Raw genomic sequence first — 13,977 nt, 5'->3', positions numbered from 1 at the left:
AGACTTCATGTCCTCGACGTTTGCCGAAGAGTTCCCCAAACATGAACCTCGGCCCAAAGATGCTCCCAGAGCGTTGGCTGGAATTCGGGTGGTGGACTTCACACACTTCATCGCCGGTCCGTTCGCCACAATGATGCTTGCGGACATGGGCGCTGACGTTATCAAAATCGAAGCGCCCATTCGTGGTGACGAGTTTCGATACTACCCGCCGGCTCATCCTCAGGATGAAAGCATCGGCGCGCCGTATCTCTGGTCGAATCGAAACAAGCGAAGTATCGCGCTCGATTTGAAGTCGGAAGAAGGACGTCGGATTGCTCAAGAGTTGATTGCCTTGGCGGACGTGGTCGCTGAGAACTTCTCGACCGGCGTCATGGAACGACTGGGCTTGGATTACAAGACGATTCGCGAGACTAACCCCGAGGTCATCTATTGCTCGGTCTCGGCCTATGGCCGCGAGGGTGCCTTCGCAGACCGGCTCGGCTTCGACCCCATCGCACAGGCAGAAAGCGGGTTCGTCTCAATGAACGGGTATCCCGACCGCCTTGGCGTTCGGGCGCTCTCACCTGTCATGGACATCAGTACGGCCATGATGGCGAGCAATGCGATGCTCGCAGCGCTCGTCGCTCGCGAACGCACTGGAAAGGGACAGGCAATAGAGGTTTCGTTGTTCGACAACGCAGTGCTGATGACGGGCTACGCAACGTTGCAGCACGTGTTCACTGGCGCAGAGCCGCAACGTCACGGCAACACGAGTCCCGACACCTGTCCGTCTGGCGTATTCAAAGCGTCCGACAAGGCGTTCTACATCAACTGCGGCAACAACAAGATTTTCCATCGCCTGGCAAATCAGGTGCTGGAAATGCCGGAGCTTGCCAATGACCCGGTGCTTGCCGACCGCAACGGGCGAATCGCGCGGCGCGCTGAACTTTTCAAGGTGCTAGATGAGGCCTTTGCGAAGTTCCCGTGGTCGCATTGGCAGCAGCGCATGCGTGCCGCCTCGATTCCATGCGGGGAAGTGCGGTCGGTCGGAGAAGCCATTCGGTCGGCGGAGGCACAGGAGCGCAAGCTGGTGACACGAGTGGAGCATCCTGACCTTGGCTGGTTGCCGAATGTAGCGCTGCCGTTCCGCTTCAGCGGAACGCCTGTCGAAGACCCGAGGCCTGCCCCGCGAATCGGCGAGCATAGCTTCAATGTATTGACCGAGGTGCTGGGATATGACGTCGAGGCGGCATCAGGGCTGCTTGAACGGGGCGCGGTCTACAGCTTTGCTGGCAAGGACATAACTGCGCCGACAAAACGTACCGAGGTTGAGACATGAGCCATGAGCGAACGCTTCGTGGCAGGGTCGCAGTCGTCGGGGTCGGCGAAAGCGAATACTTCAAGTTTGGCCGGTCGCCTCATCCTGAGTTCAAGCTCGTCCTGCAGGCAGTTCTGGCTGCCTGTCGTGACGCAGGCGTCGACCCATCGGACATCGATGGTTTCGCATCGTTTGGGGAGGACCGGAACGATGCGGTTCGCCTGGCCACGGCGCTTGGCGTAAAGCGCATGCGCTCAACCACCATGCAGTGGGGCGGCGGCGGCGGGGGCTGTGCCGCCGCCGTTGCCAACGGTGCGGCCGCCATTAACGCGGGAATGGCGCAATGTGTGGTTGTGTACCGCGGGCTCGCGCAGGGGCAGTTTGGTCGCTTTGGCCAGGCGGCGCCACGTACGACCGTCTCCGGTGACATGGCTTATCAAATGCCCTACGGTGTCATGGCTCCGCCTCAGAAGTTTGCGCTTCGTGTCCAACGTTTCTTGCATGAGCACAGGGTCGAACGCGAGGCGCTACGTGCCGTGGCGCTGGCGTCGAACCTACACGCTCAAGCCAATCCTCGTGCGGTGATGTACGCCAAACCGTTAACGGCCGAGGCGTACGACGACTCCCGCTGGATTGTCGAGCCCTTCCGTCTCTTCGACTGTTGCATGGAGAACGACGGAGCGGCAGCATTGATTCTGGTCGCCGCAGAAAAGGCCCAAGATTTTGCCTGCCCGCCGGTGTATCTCCTCGGTGCAGCCAGTGGAGCAGAGTGGCGCGCCGGCGCCGCTCCTCATAACGCACCCGTCTACGCATCCGCCAACTACAGTTCAATCGCGGACGACCTCTACGAGATGGCGCGGGTTGGGCCAGCCGAAGTCGGGTCGGTGCAGGCGTATGAGAATTTCACGGGTGGCGTCGTGATGTCACTATGCGAGCACGGATTTTTCAAGCCGGACGAAATCAACGACTTTATGACGCTCGAAAATCTTAGCGCTCCAGCTGGCAAGCTTCCATTGAATACAAGCGGCGGTAACCTGGGCGAGGTCTACTTGCAGGGATTCGAACTCGTCCTCGAAGCAGCAAGGCAGGTGCGTGGAGAGTCGACCAGCCAGGCGCGGAATAGTGATGTCGCATTAGTGACTGGCGGCCCAATGGTATCGCCCGCCAGCAGCCTGATTTTCGGTTCCGAGGCTACGCTATGAGCGACTCTTATCTTCCGGCCGGCCTGCCGGCACCAGTTCCTGAAGCAGACGGCGTCTCGGCACCTTACTGGGAAGGCTTGCGCGAAGAAAAGCTCCGGGTCCAGCGGTGCACACATTGTCAGACGTGGCAGTTCGGACCGGAGTGGATTTGCCACGCTTGCAGGAAGTTCGACCCCATTTGGGAGGAGATTGCTCCCCAAGGAAACATCTTCAGTTGGGAGCGTGTATGGCATCCGTCACATCCCTCTCTCGCGAACAATCTGCCGTATGTGGTGGTGCTTGTCGAGTTTCCTCAGGCTGGCAACGTCCGGATGCTAGGGAATCTCCTAGGTGACCCGACGCAGACCGTCTCGATAGGTGCGCCAGTTGTGGGTGTATTCGAACACCATCACGACTCTGCGCCCCCATACACCCTTTTAAACTGGAGGCTTACAACCTGATAAGCCGCCTAGCTACGATGCGGCGGCCTGTATAATTTCCAAACATTCATGGCACCTTCATCGGTAAGCAATATGGAACTTACGTCCGCCGCAACGCGTGAAGCCACCCCGCGCGCCGAGCTCGTCGGCAAGATGCTTGCCTTCTTCAAGGAGCGCGGTTTTGAGAGCGGAGAGCGTCTGCCATCTGAGCGGGCTCTAGCGGAGCGATTCGGCGTGGGCCGAAATGCGCTGCGCGAGGCGTTGTCCACGTTGAGTGCGCTTCGAGTGATTGAATCGCGGCCGAACTCTGGCATCTATCTGCGTCGGATGTCTACCGACAGCAGCTTCGAAACGATTGTGCTCCTGACCGAGATGGGCGCCGAGCCCTCGATGAAAGAAGTCAAGGAGACGCTCGAAGTTCGATGGGCATTGGAGCTTCGCGCTGTGCAGCTCGCTTGTGAGCGCCGAACCGAAGCTGACCTCGATGGCCTGGTATCCATCATTGACGCGACGAAGGCCGTGCTGGCCAACAAGGGAAACATCTCCGTGCAGGATACTGCGTTCCACATGGCGTTGGCCCGCTGCGCACACAATGAAGTCCTCGTGCGGCTGCTGAATTCGTTCTATCGGATTTCCGAAAGCCGCCGCTTTGCACTCTTCTCCGATTCGGCAAGAGGCGAAGTTTCGGCGGAGCATCATGCGAAGCTCTACGAAGCCGTAAAGAAGCGCGATACCAAAAAGGCAACTATCCTGATGGAAGGGCACTTCGGCAGCGCGGTCGACGCCTGGAACGAGATTCTCGGCGGCGAAGATGCGCCTTCTGCCAAGCCGACCAAGTCCCGAGCAAAGCGTGCGGCAGGCCAAACCGACTGACCTGCCGCAGCGTTTTGCATCGTTTAGAAGGTATGAACGATTCCCACCCGGATGAGCAGTTGCTTGTTGTTTGACGACGCGGTCAACTGTGTGATTGAGGCGACCGCAGGCTGCCCCAACGAGTCGGTTCCCGACGCTTTCTGGTAGATGGCGAACGCATAGAGCTGGGTCCGCTTCGAGAGCAAATATGATGCTGCCAGCGTGCCCTGGTTGTATGTCGCCTCGCCGAAAGAGCCAACGCTGGCCTTACGCGTGTAGCCGTAGGACGCGTTAACGCTAAAGGCAGGCGTAAAGATGTAGCTGACGTTGACTTCGCCATTGTTGATTATTGCCGTGCCCGAATATCTTGCAGGGTTCGGTCCGGCCGTCGTATCTCCCAGACCGTCATAGCTCGCGTGGGTGTACGTTCCACCGACCGTTAAACTGCCAAGCCGATATTTCGTACCTGCAATGAGAAGCTGCAGCGTATTGGCAGAGGCGAAGCCTGAGTAAATTGGATTCGTCTGTACTGATGTGGCCGTCGTCCCGATTGTCCCCATGTTGTCCGTATTACTGCCACCAGCGTTTCCGTTGGTCCCGAAATAGGACAGGTTCGGGTCTCGAGCATTTGTGTAACCTACGCCGGCTGAGAACGGCCCCATCGCGTATGTTGCTGCTAGAGACCAGATTTGATTTCGGCCTGGGGCTCCTGCTAACCCTCCAACCGAATACATCCCACCGAGTGTTACGCCGTGGAAATCGGTCGACCGGAACTTGATTGTATTGTTGAGCCGAAACGAGTGACCTAAGTCGTCGAAGTCACCTGGGTTTGCGCCCATGTGAGTGGGTATTTCTCCCGCCTCTGAAAACGGCGCCAGCATGTCGGCGACGATGCTGTACTGTCGACCGAAGGTGAGCCGACCTACCGGAGCCGCGAGGCCGACAAACGCTTGTCGGCCGAACATCAGCCCGCCTTGCGCGAGTCCGCCAGTATTGATGTTAAAACCATTTTCCAGCGTGAAGATGGCTTGATAGCCGCCGCCTAAGTCCTCAGTCCCTTTCAAGCCCCAGCGGCTGCCACCTATGCCTGCCGCGCCATCGGAGAGCGCGTATTGCTGCTTCCCCTTGAGCGCACCCCCTGTCCGACCAGTCTGCACGTTGCTGGTATATGCAAACCCTTGGTCAATCAATCCGTATAGAACAACAGATGTTTGCGCGTGCGCAGGCAATGCAGCAATGCCGGCGAGCGCGCTCGCCGCAATCATGAGCTTCCTCAACGTCTCCTCCATTTGATTTACGAACCTCGATTTTTAATTGGATGTAAACTGGCCCAACCAAATTGGCCCACCACAATTGGTGGGCCAATCGTAAAAGCGAGGAGACTGGTTGTCAAACTGAGGAGAACCCTGGCGCGCCAGCGACGACGACGCAACCCTTTCAGAAGTAACATCTAGCTGTAAGGTGGCGCTGCTGTTCAGTCGTTTCTTTCTGGCCGGCGACCGCCACGGAGGAGTGCAATGGAGATGGCAGCAAAAATTCAATCGGAGGCATGGACTGCCAACGCTATCGCGGCGATTGGCACCGATTCGTTTGGAACACACCTTGAGCGGTACTTGATGAGCGTTTGCAGGCTCGACTTCTTCGCCTGTTATCGGGTCCGGGATGATGCAGTTACAGCCATAACGTCAAGTGACCCCACGCGGTTTGGTTCAGCTGCTCGAATCACGCTCTACACCCGCCACTCGCTTTGGACGGCTGACCCTGCGCTCCGTCAGGCGACTATGCAATTGCGTCGGGGCAACTTTGCGCATTCGAGAATGAAGAAGGCCGACCTCCCGCAGGGGCAGTTGCTTGCGGAGGTCTATCCACAGCTCGTCGACCGCATGCTTTTATGCCAACAGGGTAGCGCGGGCACCTACGCGCTCAGCGCACTGCGGTGGAACGTCAGCTCCCCGTTTCAGCAACAGCAGATTGAGAGCTTGCTAGCGGCGTGTCCCATTGTTTTCGCGCTTATCGACCGCCATTACGCCACAAGCGCTGCGACGTTTTCCGTGGCGGACTGCCTTGGCTCCATCGACCTGATTCAGCGATGCCTGCGCGAATGCGTGGCGATGCCACAGCGTGAACGCGAGATGTGCGCTCACCTGTTGATGGGGCACACGATTGGAGAATCGGCACTGAAGTTGGAAATTGGAGCTGAGACGGCACGCAGCTACGTAAAGCGCGCCTACCAGCGGTTGCAAATCACCTCGCAAAGAGAGCTGATGGTTGCCTACCTTCGGCTCTGGCATGCCTGGCCCCAGAGAGGGAGGGTAATTACCGAGCCATAAGTTGGGTGTTTGTCCCCCGCAGGGGTGGCAGACGCCCAATATTTCGGCAGATACAGTGTCTTGACCTGAAAACCCGTGTGCTTTGTTTCGCGGCAGCCCCATGCCGCTGATTGCACACCCATCAGAAACAGGAGACGCGCTGTGTATCTACGAAATACCTGGTATGTCGCAGGTTGGAATGACGAATTCAAACCTGGCGTTTTGACTGCTCGTAAGCTGTTGGGAGAGGACCTAGTGTTCTATCGTCGCGCCGACGGGACACTCACCGCCCTGGAAGACCGATGCTGTCATCGGGCGGCGCCATTGTCGAAAGGCGAGCAGGAAGGTGACGCCGTTCGATGCATGTACCACGGTCTGCTTTTCGACTGCCACGGGCGGTGCATCGAAATTCCCGGGCAGGAGCGGGTATCGGACAAGATGCGCGTTCGCGCTTATCCGGTCGAGATACGCGACAACCTCGCGTGGGTCTGGATGGGCGAGCCTTCAGCAGCCAGGGCTGCTGAGATTCAGCGGCTGCACTGGGCGGGCAAGCAGGGATGGTCCGTCGAGGAAGGGCGCTACATGCACTACGCCTCGAGTGCTCAACTCATCACGGATAACCTGCTCGATTTCTCCCATCTTGGCTTTGTCCACGGAAAGTCCATAGGAACCCGCAAGCAAGGCAGCATTCGGCCCGAGACGGAGTTCTCCGACGAGGCAGTGCAGGTTCGATTCACCACGTTGAACTGCGGTGCGCCATCATTTGCGCGCGAGCTCGGCGACCTGCCGGAGACCGTCGACCGGTTCAATTATTACGTTTGGCGCATTCGAGGGAATCTGTTCGTCCAGGATTCCGTAATTGCTCCCGTTGGCGAGGGCTACGACAGCAGTGCGCCCACCACCATCAAGCTGCACACCTTCATCGCGGTTACGCCCGAGACGGAGAACACCGCCCACTATTTCTGGGCAACAGCCCACAACAACTTCCAGACAAGCGTTGCCGATTTGACCGGGAAACTCACGGCTCAGGTCGAAAACGCCTTTGACGAAGACCGTCAAATCATTGAAGCCCAGCAGAAGGTAATCGTCGGTGCGCCGGATGCACCCATGATTGCCATCGCAGCAGACGGCACGCTCCTGAGGATTCGACGAATGCTCGACGCATTGATTGCGAACGAGCGGCCGTCGGCTAGGGCTGCCCACGTCGCACACTGAGAAAAGCACATGCAAAGCTACGACATTACTGAGTGGGGTAAGCCGCTCCAGCTCGTTCGGCGCGACACGCTTACGCCAGTAGGACCGCAAGTTCGCGTGAAGGTTGAAGCCTGCGGCGTTTGCCACAGTGACCTGCATATTCAGCATGGTGCGCTGGACCTGGGCAACGGACAGAAGGTCTCGTTCGAAAGCGTCGGCGTCCAATTGCCGTTCACGATGGGACACGAAATCGTCGGCGTGGTCGATGCGGTCGGTGAAGACGCCACCATCGCCGTGGGAACGAAGTGCGTTGTCTACCCCTGGCACGGATGCGGCGAATGCTTCAATTGCCGCAACGGCCGCGAAGTCGACTGCGAGAGCGGCCGTGCACTCGGTACTCGAAGGCCTGGCGGGTACTCAGACTACGTGATGGTGCCCCACGGGCGATACCTGCTGGACTACGGGACGCTAAATCCTCTGTTTGCCGCGACGTGTGCATGCTCGGGGCTCACTGCGTTCAGCGCGTTGCTGAAGCTTCCGCCCTTGCTCGAAGATGACGCGCTTGTACTGGTTGGCGCCGGCGGCCTCGGCCTGGCTGCGGTAGCCATCGCGGGGATGTTGACCGACACAAAAATCATTGTCGCGGACATCGAAGACGCGAAGCTTGAGGAGGCAAAGCAGGCAGGTGCCGATGCAGTCCTGAATACGCGGTCTCCTGATGCCCTCACCGAGTTGCGTAAGCTCGCGCCCAACGGTATCCGCGCTGTCGTCGATTTCGTCGGCAACGGAACGACTGTCGAGATGTCCTTGAAGGCTGTATCGCGCGGGGGAACCGTCATTGTCGTTGGGCTATTCGGAGGAGCGCTCTCCATTTCGACGGCGCTGCTGCCGATGCGAAATGTCACGTTGCGCGGCTCCTACGTCGGTTCGTTGGAAGAGATGGGAGCGTTGCTCAAGCTTATGCAACGTAGCACGCCGCAACACCTCCCTGTCCGGCTGCATGCTCGCCCAATGTCGTCAATCAACGAAGCCTTGGGTGAGCTCTCAGCGGGACACGTGCTCGGTCGCGTTGTTGCAGTCAACGAAGCGTAGCGATATTCAACTTCGGGCAATCAACCTGGAAATAGACATGGTTTTGGACAGTCCCAGCGCAGTCATGACCCACTTGCAGTCAAATCCTCTGCGTTTGCTCATCGGTGGTGAGCTTGTCGAGGGTGGCCAATATGCGCCCGTCATTGACCCGGCCACGGCGACCGAATGTGCAATTGCGCCCATCGCGACAGCGACGCAACTCGAGCAGGCGATTTCTGCAGCCAACGCTGCATTCCCCGCGTGGGCTGCGACAGCGACAAAGGAAAGACGTCGCTGCCTTCGTGCCTTTGCAGAAGTGCTCGAATCGAACGTAGCTGAGCTCGCAGCGATTCTGACCTTGGAGCAAGGTCGCCCGCTCGCACTGACACGCGTCGAAATCGAGCGTGCGGCGATGTTGCTGAGAGCCATGCTGACCATCGACATCGAAGACGAAGTGTTACGAGACGACGAAGGCGGTCGCGTCGTCCTTCAGCATCGGCCTCTCGGCGTCGTGGGCGCAATCGCACCGTGGAATGTTCCCATTGGGCTCGCCGTGCCTAAGATTACGCATGCGCTCTACACCGGCAACACCATCGTCCTGAAGCCGTCGCCGTACACACCGCTCTCCACGCTCAAGCTCGCGGAACTGGCGAGGGATGTATTCCCCCGAGGCGTCTTCAATGTCATCAACGGTGGCAACGACGTGGGCGCGCAAATGAGCACGCATGCTGACGTCGCGAAAATTACGCTGACCGGTTCCATTGCGACCGGGAAGCGAGTCGTCGCCAGTTCAGCGAGCACATTGAAGAGGCTTACCCTCGAACTAGGTGGAAACGATGCGGCCATCGTCCGTAAGGACGTGAATCTGGAGCATGTTGCCCCTGCACTCTTTGGCGCTGCTTTCGTCAACAGCGGCCAAGTCTGCATGGCCATCAAGCGAATGTACGTGCATAGCGCGATACACGACGAACTGGTCGAGCGGATGGCCGCGATTGCCCGTGACACACCAATGGGCGGCGGCTTTACCCCGAATGTAAAGCTCGGCCCGGTTCAAAACCAGGCTCAGTTCGACTCGGTTCTATCCGTGCTCAAGGAAACGAAGGCTGACCCGAGGGCTCGCTTTGTAGTGGGCGGAAGCGCTGTAGATAAGCCGGGATATTTCATCGAGCCGACCATCGTCACCGGGCTTACACAGGGGGCGCGTCTTGTCGACGAAGAGACGTTTGGCCCCGTTTTGCCCGTCATGCGTTTCGAGGACGACGACGACGCAGTCGCACAAGCGAACGCCGGCAAGTATGGGCTCTGTGCATCTGTCTGGAGTTCGAACATCGCCGCGGCGCAGCAAGTGGCATCAGGTCTCGTCGCAGGAACGGTCTGGATAAACCGCCACGTTGGCGTTGACCCGCTGGTTCCGTTCGGCGGGATGAAAGAGTCGGGCTTGGGCCGACAGTTCGGCAAAGAGGGACTGCTGGCATTCACGGAGACGCGAGCCCTGTACTGCCCACCGGGGGCGTAGTGCCTCTTGGGTCACAGTCGCACACAAGAAGCGACGCGACGCTTCGTAAAAGCGAGAACACCAAAAATGGAGACTTGGAGATGAACTCAGTAACTGGCTCGGTGCACGATTCGGATGTCTCGGGCGTAAAACCACTCGACGGCAATGCGATTGTGCGGAAGGTCGGACGCCGCCTCATGTGGTTCCTCATCGCGCTGTATGTCATATCCGTGATTGACCGCGCGAACATCGGGTTCGCTTCATTCTCCATGAATCGGGAACTCGGGCTGACCGCTCAGATGTACAGCATCGGCCTGGGCATCCTATTCTTGGGCTACTCGCTGTTCGAGGTACCGAGCAACCTCATCCTCGCAAGGTTCGGCGCGCGGGTGACGCTCACCAGAATCGCGATAGCGTTCGGCCTGGTGACGACGGCCATGGCCTTCGTCAAGGGACCGACCAGCTTCTACGTTGTTCGCGGCCTGCTCGGCGTCGCAGAGGCCGGCTTGACGCCTGGCGTGTTCTTGTTCCTAAGCTTCTGGATTCCTCGGTCTCACCGCGCGCGATACAACGCGATGTTCACGTATTCCATTGCGCTGGCGTACATCCTTGTCTCGCTCGTATCGAGCAGCATCCTCAAGCTCGACGGTACGTTCGGGCTTCCAGGGTGGAAGTGGATGTTTATCCTCGAGGGGCTACCAGCGGTCGTGCTAGGCTTGTTCGGCATTGTCTATCTCACGGACCGCCCGCATCAAGCAAAATGGCTGGAAACGCACGAGCGGAACTGGCTTGAAGCGGAGCTCGCCACTGAGCGGAGCCAATCGGAATCGACGTCGTTGCATACCTTCGGAACCGTGTTGCGCACTCCGGCATTGTGGCTCATGTGCTTTGTCTATGTCGGCATCTTCTGCGGTAATGCTTGTCTCACTGCATGGCAGCCTCAGATTCTTCACGCGAATGGTGTCCCGCTGAATCGGATTGGATTGGTGGCTGCTATTCCTCCGCTCCTAGGCGTCATCGGCATGACGTTCGTTTGCAGGTCCTCGGACCGTCGTGACGAGCGCGTGATGCATGGTGCCTGTGCATGTCTGGTCGCCGCAATCGGATACGGGACCGTTGCGCTTTCCAGCAGTGCATTGGCCGCGACCGCGGGCTTTGTCGTGGCCACGATTGGGGTTTTTTCTTCTTTGGCCATCTTTTGGTCCATTCCTCAAACCTTCCTCCCCGAGCAAGTGAAGCCAGCTGCCATCGCCTTTATTGCCTCGTTTGGCGCGCTACTGGGTGGATTGTTGGCACCGATGGGAATTGGTCGAATTCAGACCTCGACAGGTAACCTGGCCATCGGCCTTATCGTCGTGGCGGTCCTCTTTGTTGTGTCTGCTTTGATGACGATGGTGGTTGGCAAAATTGTCGTCAATCGGACAAAAAATCCTGAGCTTTGAATTTCCGTCGGACCGACGCCGGCTCTACGCGAGCAGCATCTTTCGCGGCACACCGACGGTCGGTTAGGTCGGAACAAATACCACACCTTTTTCAACTTCCTCATTGCGAGGATGAAGCCCTACGCCTGTACAGCGCTTCCTGCCCATATCTCTCGAGCGGCGACGACCAGAGGTCTGTCGCACCGACTCGATTAACGATGCCGCAGTTTGGGCGGCCCACAGCAGTTATTGCGTCAGGCGCCGGGCGTCTATTCCAGCGGTGTTCAACGCAGCGTCAATCACCTGCAGTTCCTGGCCGAAATCAAGCGCCCATTCCTCGCCGTCGCATCGCACGGTCATGCCGTTGTGCATCGAAATAAGATGACGCGCCTTGTACAGGGCGTCGACAAGTTTTGATTCGCGTTCGGCCTCCCGAACCCATTCATCTGCTCGCATGATGGAACCTCCTCTGGACAACGGGAGCAGGATATGAAGCCGAGCTGGGGATGTCGCGCGGCCCCGTTCCCTAGAATAAAAGTGACAGTTCACGCCTACGAATTTGCGTGTAGGATACTGTATAAATATACAGGTTTTTCGATGCCACATGTCTAGCGCAACTGTCACGGCCGAAGAGATACATCCGTCCCTGTGGCGTGCGTCCCAGCTCGCGCGTGGCCGTGGCCGGGTGGTCGAGACCGGCTATCCGGCGCTGTCGGCGGAGCTTCCCGGCGGGGGCTGGCCGGTCGGCGCCCTTGTCGACCTGATGGTGCAGCAAGCCGGCGTGGGCGAATTGCGGCTGCTGCGCCCGGCGCTCAGCGCCGCTGGCAATCGACCGGTCGCCCTTGTGCAGCCCCCGCATACGCCGGACGGACTTGGACTCAGCTACATCGGACTTCCCATTGACCAGGTCTTGCGGGTCAAAGCGCAAAAGACTGCGGATGCGCTCTGGTCGGCGGAGCAGATTCTGCGGGCAGGCAGTTGCAGTGCGCTCATCTTCTGGACGCAATACGCGCAGGCCTCATCGCTAAGGCGCCTGCACCTAGCGGCGCAGTCATCCGAAACACTTTTTGTAATGGTCCGGCCTCTGGCAGCGGCACAGGACTCATCGCCCGCCCTGTTGCGGCTTGCGTTAAGACCATCAGCCGACGGTCTGACCGTCGACATCGTAAAACGACGAGGGCCAGCGCGCGCAGAGCCTCTGTCGATTCCCCTTCAACCCGCTCCTGTACTGCTTTCCCGACATGCGCGTCTTTCTCGCCGTCCACTTGCCGAAGTTGCCGCTCGAGGTGTTCCGACCGAAGTGGTCATCTGAGCCCGCGCACGGAAGTGCAGTACTGGAGAAAGACAAAGTGGTCATTACAGACAGCACGGCACGTGCAGCTGGCGTGCGCCTCGGTATGAAGCGCGGCGGAGTGCTGACACTGTCGCCGGAAACGGAGATGCATGAACGCGATGCCGCGAAGGAGGCAGCGGCACAGCGCGAGGTAGGTGTTGCCCTGATGCGCTTCTCACCGCAGGTCGCCTTGCTTGACGAAGCGACCGTCGTAGTTGAGGTTGGTGCAAGTCTTCGACTCTTTGGCGGGTTGCTCGCATTGTGTCGGGAAGCGAAGACTGTTCTCGGGACGCTTGGGCTTACTGCGCGAATCAGCGCTGCGCCCACCGGCCAGGGTGGATGGCTGCTCGCAAAGTCTGGGAACCGCCGTGTGCTCAAGCTCGCATCGCTCGAGCAACGACTGGCCGCTCTGCCGATGATGGCCGTTCCCGAAGTTCGTCCGTACGGAGACTGGTTCTCCGGGCTTGGCTGCGAGACCATTGCTGACGTTAGACGTCTGCCACGCGCCGGCCTGCAGCGTCGATGTGGTGAACATCTGCTCGACTCGCTCGACCGCGCATTCGGCACCGCACCCGAACTCTTTGACTGGCTCGAGCTGCCGCCCAGTTTCTCCGCACGTATAGAAATGCCGGACCGTCTCGAGCATGCTGACGGCGCAGTGTTCGGTGCGCATCGGCTCATCGTGCAATTGTGTGGCTGGCTTTGCGCCAAGCAACTGGCGGTTACGGCCATCAAGCTGCTGCTCGAACATGAACGTGGGCGCGACGCTATCGAGCCAACAAACATCGACATCGCGTTAGGCGAGCCGACCTGGAAAGAGGAGCATCTAGTCAGGTTACTGAAGGAGCGGTTGCACCGGATTGAGCTGGCTGCACCGGTCATCGCGCTGCGACTCGATGCGTCCAAAGTGGAACCTGCGGCACCGGCCTCCGACACGCTGTTCCCGGACCCGGGAGGTTCCAAGGAAGACCATGCACGTCTTCTTGAGTTACTTGTTGCGCGACTCGGAGAGGACAACGTTCTTCGCCCCGCGCCGACTGCTGACCATCGCCCTGAGGTTGCAAACCGTTGGGTGCCGGTGACATTTAAGTCGAAGCAGGAAGCACTTCCGCTCGGCCTTCCAAGACCGACCTGGATGCTGAACAGCCCGGTGAGATTGTTGATGCGTCAGCATCGTCCCTTCTACGGGTCTCCGCTGCGGATGGTGTCGCCCGGTGAGCGTATCGAAGCCGGCTGGTTTGATGGTGGGCTGGTGACACGCGACTATTTCGTGGCCCAGGCGGAAGACCAGAGCTGCTACTGGATATATCGCGAGCGTGTCAGCAGCCGCGACGCGGAGGAGGAGCAGCGATGGTTCCTTCACGGACTGTTCGGCTGATGCGCC

At 59.0% G+C, this 13,977-nt stretch carries 13 protein-coding genes; 11 read left to right on the top strand and 2 right to left on the bottom strand.

From position 1 onward, the window contains the following. Nucleotides 1-7 precede the first annotated feature (7 nt). The 4 genes from PQQ52_RS01340 (at nucleotide 8) to PQQ52_RS01325 (ending at nucleotide 3,791) form a co-directional block, all read left to right on the top strand. The gene (locus PQQ52_RS01340; RefSeq protein ID WP_408206135.1) at nucleotides 8-1,318 is read left to right on the top strand and encodes a CaiB/BaiF CoA transferase family protein; all 1,311 of its coding nucleotides are present in this window, start codon (nucleotides 8-10) and stop codon (nucleotides 1,316-1,318) included. Further along, on the top strand, nucleotides 1,315-2,499 hold the full coding sequence (locus PQQ52_RS01335) for a thiolase C-terminal domain-containing protein (protein WP_408206133.1): 1,185 nt from the start codon (nucleotides 1,315-1,317) through the stop codon (nucleotides 2,497-2,499). Before PQQ52_RS01340 ends, PQQ52_RS01335 begins: the two co-directional genes overlap by 4 nt. Then, nucleotides 2,496-2,939, top strand: coding sequence for a Zn-ribbon domain-containing OB-fold protein (locus PQQ52_RS01330; RefSeq protein ID WP_408206131.1), 444 nt, complete (start codon nucleotides 2,496-2,498; stop codon nucleotides 2,937-2,939). Before PQQ52_RS01335 ends, PQQ52_RS01330 begins: the two co-directional genes overlap by 4 nt. Nucleotides 2,940-3,011: 72 nt before the next feature. Next, nucleotides 3,012-3,791 (top strand): FadR/GntR family transcriptional regulator, encoded by a 780-nt coding sequence (locus PQQ52_RS01325; RefSeq protein WP_408206129.1) that lies wholly within the window; start codon nucleotides 3,012-3,014, stop codon nucleotides 3,789-3,791. A 23-nt stretch (nucleotides 3,792-3,814) separates the two neighbouring features. On the opposite strand, the gene PQQ52_RS01320 is transcribed toward PQQ52_RS01325, so the two are convergent. After that, nucleotides 3,815-5,047, bottom strand: a complete 1,233-nt coding sequence (locus PQQ52_RS01320) for a porin (protein ID WP_408206127.1) — start codon at nucleotides 5,045-5,047, stop codon at nucleotides 3,815-3,817. A 246-nt stretch (nucleotides 5,048-5,293) separates the two neighbouring features. Between PQQ52_RS01320 and PQQ52_RS01315 the strand changes: the two genes are divergently transcribed. The 5 genes from PQQ52_RS01315 (at nucleotide 5,294) to PQQ52_RS01295 (ending at nucleotide 11,281) form a co-directional block, all read left to right on the top strand. Further along, entirely contained in the window at nucleotides 5,294-6,100 is an 807-nt protein-coding gene (locus PQQ52_RS01315; RefSeq protein ID WP_408206125.1) for a helix-turn-helix transcriptional regulator, read from the top strand. Between the two features lie 141 nt (nucleotides 6,101-6,241). Further along, on the top strand, nucleotides 6,242-7,294 hold the full coding sequence (locus tag PQQ52_RS01310) for a Rieske 2Fe-2S domain-containing protein (RefSeq protein ID WP_408206123.1): 1,053 nt from the start codon (nucleotides 6,242-6,244) through the stop codon (nucleotides 7,292-7,294). A gap of 9 nt (nucleotides 7,295-7,303) precedes the next feature. Further along, nucleotides 7,304-8,365, top strand: a complete 1,062-nt coding sequence (locus tag PQQ52_RS01305; RefSeq protein WP_408206121.1) for an alcohol dehydrogenase — start codon at nucleotides 7,304-7,306, stop codon at nucleotides 8,363-8,365. Continuing rightward, complete coding sequence (locus PQQ52_RS01300; RefSeq protein WP_408206119.1) at nucleotides 8,346-9,860, top strand: aldehyde dehydrogenase family protein; 1,515 nt, start codon at nucleotides 8,346-8,348, stop codon at nucleotides 9,858-9,860. Before PQQ52_RS01305 ends, PQQ52_RS01300 begins: the two co-directional genes overlap by 20 nt. A gap of 80 nt (nucleotides 9,861-9,940) precedes the next feature. Continuing rightward, nucleotides 9,941-11,281 (top strand): MFS transporter, encoded by a 1,341-nt coding sequence (locus PQQ52_RS01295; protein WP_408206117.1) that lies wholly within the window; start codon nucleotides 9,941-9,943, stop codon nucleotides 11,279-11,281. 225 nt (nucleotides 11,282-11,506) lie between these two features. Here PQQ52_RS01295 and PQQ52_RS01290 read toward each other — a convergent pair whose 3' ends face one another. Beyond that, entirely contained in the window at nucleotides 11,507-11,716 is a 210-nt protein-coding gene (locus tag PQQ52_RS01290) for a hypothetical protein (protein WP_408206115.1), read from the bottom strand. A gap of 148 nt (nucleotides 11,717-11,864) precedes the next feature. Here PQQ52_RS01290 and imuA point away from each other — a divergent pair, with 148 nt between their 5' ends. Next, complete coding sequence (gene imuA / locus PQQ52_RS01285) at nucleotides 11,865-12,572, top strand: translesion DNA synthesis-associated protein ImuA (protein WP_408206113.1); 708 nt, start codon at nucleotides 11,865-11,867, stop codon at nucleotides 12,570-12,572. Further along, nucleotides 12,502-13,971, top strand: a complete 1,470-nt coding sequence (locus PQQ52_RS01280) for a Y-family DNA polymerase (protein ID WP_408206111.1) — start codon at nucleotides 12,502-12,504, stop codon at nucleotides 13,969-13,971. Before imuA ends, PQQ52_RS01280 begins: the two co-directional genes overlap by 71 nt. Nucleotides 13,972-13,977: the final 6 nt, after the last annotated feature.

This window comes from Paraburkholderia sediminicola (assembly GCF_046030555.1).
GTDB lineage: Bacteria > Pseudomonadota > Gammaproteobacteria > Burkholderiales > Burkholderiaceae > Paraburkholderia > Paraburkholderia sediminicola_E.
This window is presented reverse-complemented; position numbering and strand designations above follow the sequence as displayed.

Excerpts from the sequence above, each read along its gene's own strand:
- PQQ52_RS01340 (WP_408206135.1), top strand. The coding sequence starts at position 8 with ATGTCCTCGACGTTTGCCGAAGAGTTCCCCAAACATGAACCTCGGCCC.
- PQQ52_RS01335 (WP_408206133.1), top strand. The coding sequence starts at position 1,315 with ATGAGCCATGAGCGAACGCTTCGTGGCAGGGTCGCAGTCGTCGGGGTC.
- PQQ52_RS01330 (WP_408206131.1), top strand. The coding sequence starts at position 2,496 with ATGAGCGACTCTTATCTTCCGGCCGGCCTGCCGGCACCAGTTCCTGAA.
- PQQ52_RS01325 (WP_408206129.1), top strand. The coding sequence starts at position 3,012 with ATGGAACTTACGTCCGCCGCAACGCGTGAAGCCACCCCGCGCGCCGAG.
- PQQ52_RS01315 (WP_408206125.1), top strand. The coding sequence starts at position 5,294 with ATGGCAGCAAAAATTCAATCGGAGGCATGGACTGCCAACGCTATCGCG.
- PQQ52_RS01305 (WP_408206121.1), top strand. The coding sequence starts at position 7,304 with ATGCAAAGCTACGACATTACTGAGTGGGGTAAGCCGCTCCAGCTCGTT.
- PQQ52_RS01295 (WP_408206117.1), top strand. The coding sequence starts at position 9,941 with ATGAACTCAGTAACTGGCTCGGTGCACGATTCGGATGTCTCGGGCGTA.
- PQQ52_RS01290 (WP_408206115.1), bottom strand. The coding sequence starts at position 11,716 with ATGCGAGCAGATGAATGGGTTCGGGAGGCCGAACGCGAATCAAAACTT.
- imuA (WP_408206113.1), top strand. The coding sequence starts at position 11,865 with ATGTCTAGCGCAACTGTCACGGCCGAAGAGATACATCCGTCCCTGTGG.
- PQQ52_RS01280 (WP_408206111.1), top strand. The coding sequence starts at position 12,502 with ATGCGCGTCTTTCTCGCCGTCCACTTGCCGAAGTTGCCGCTCGAGGTG.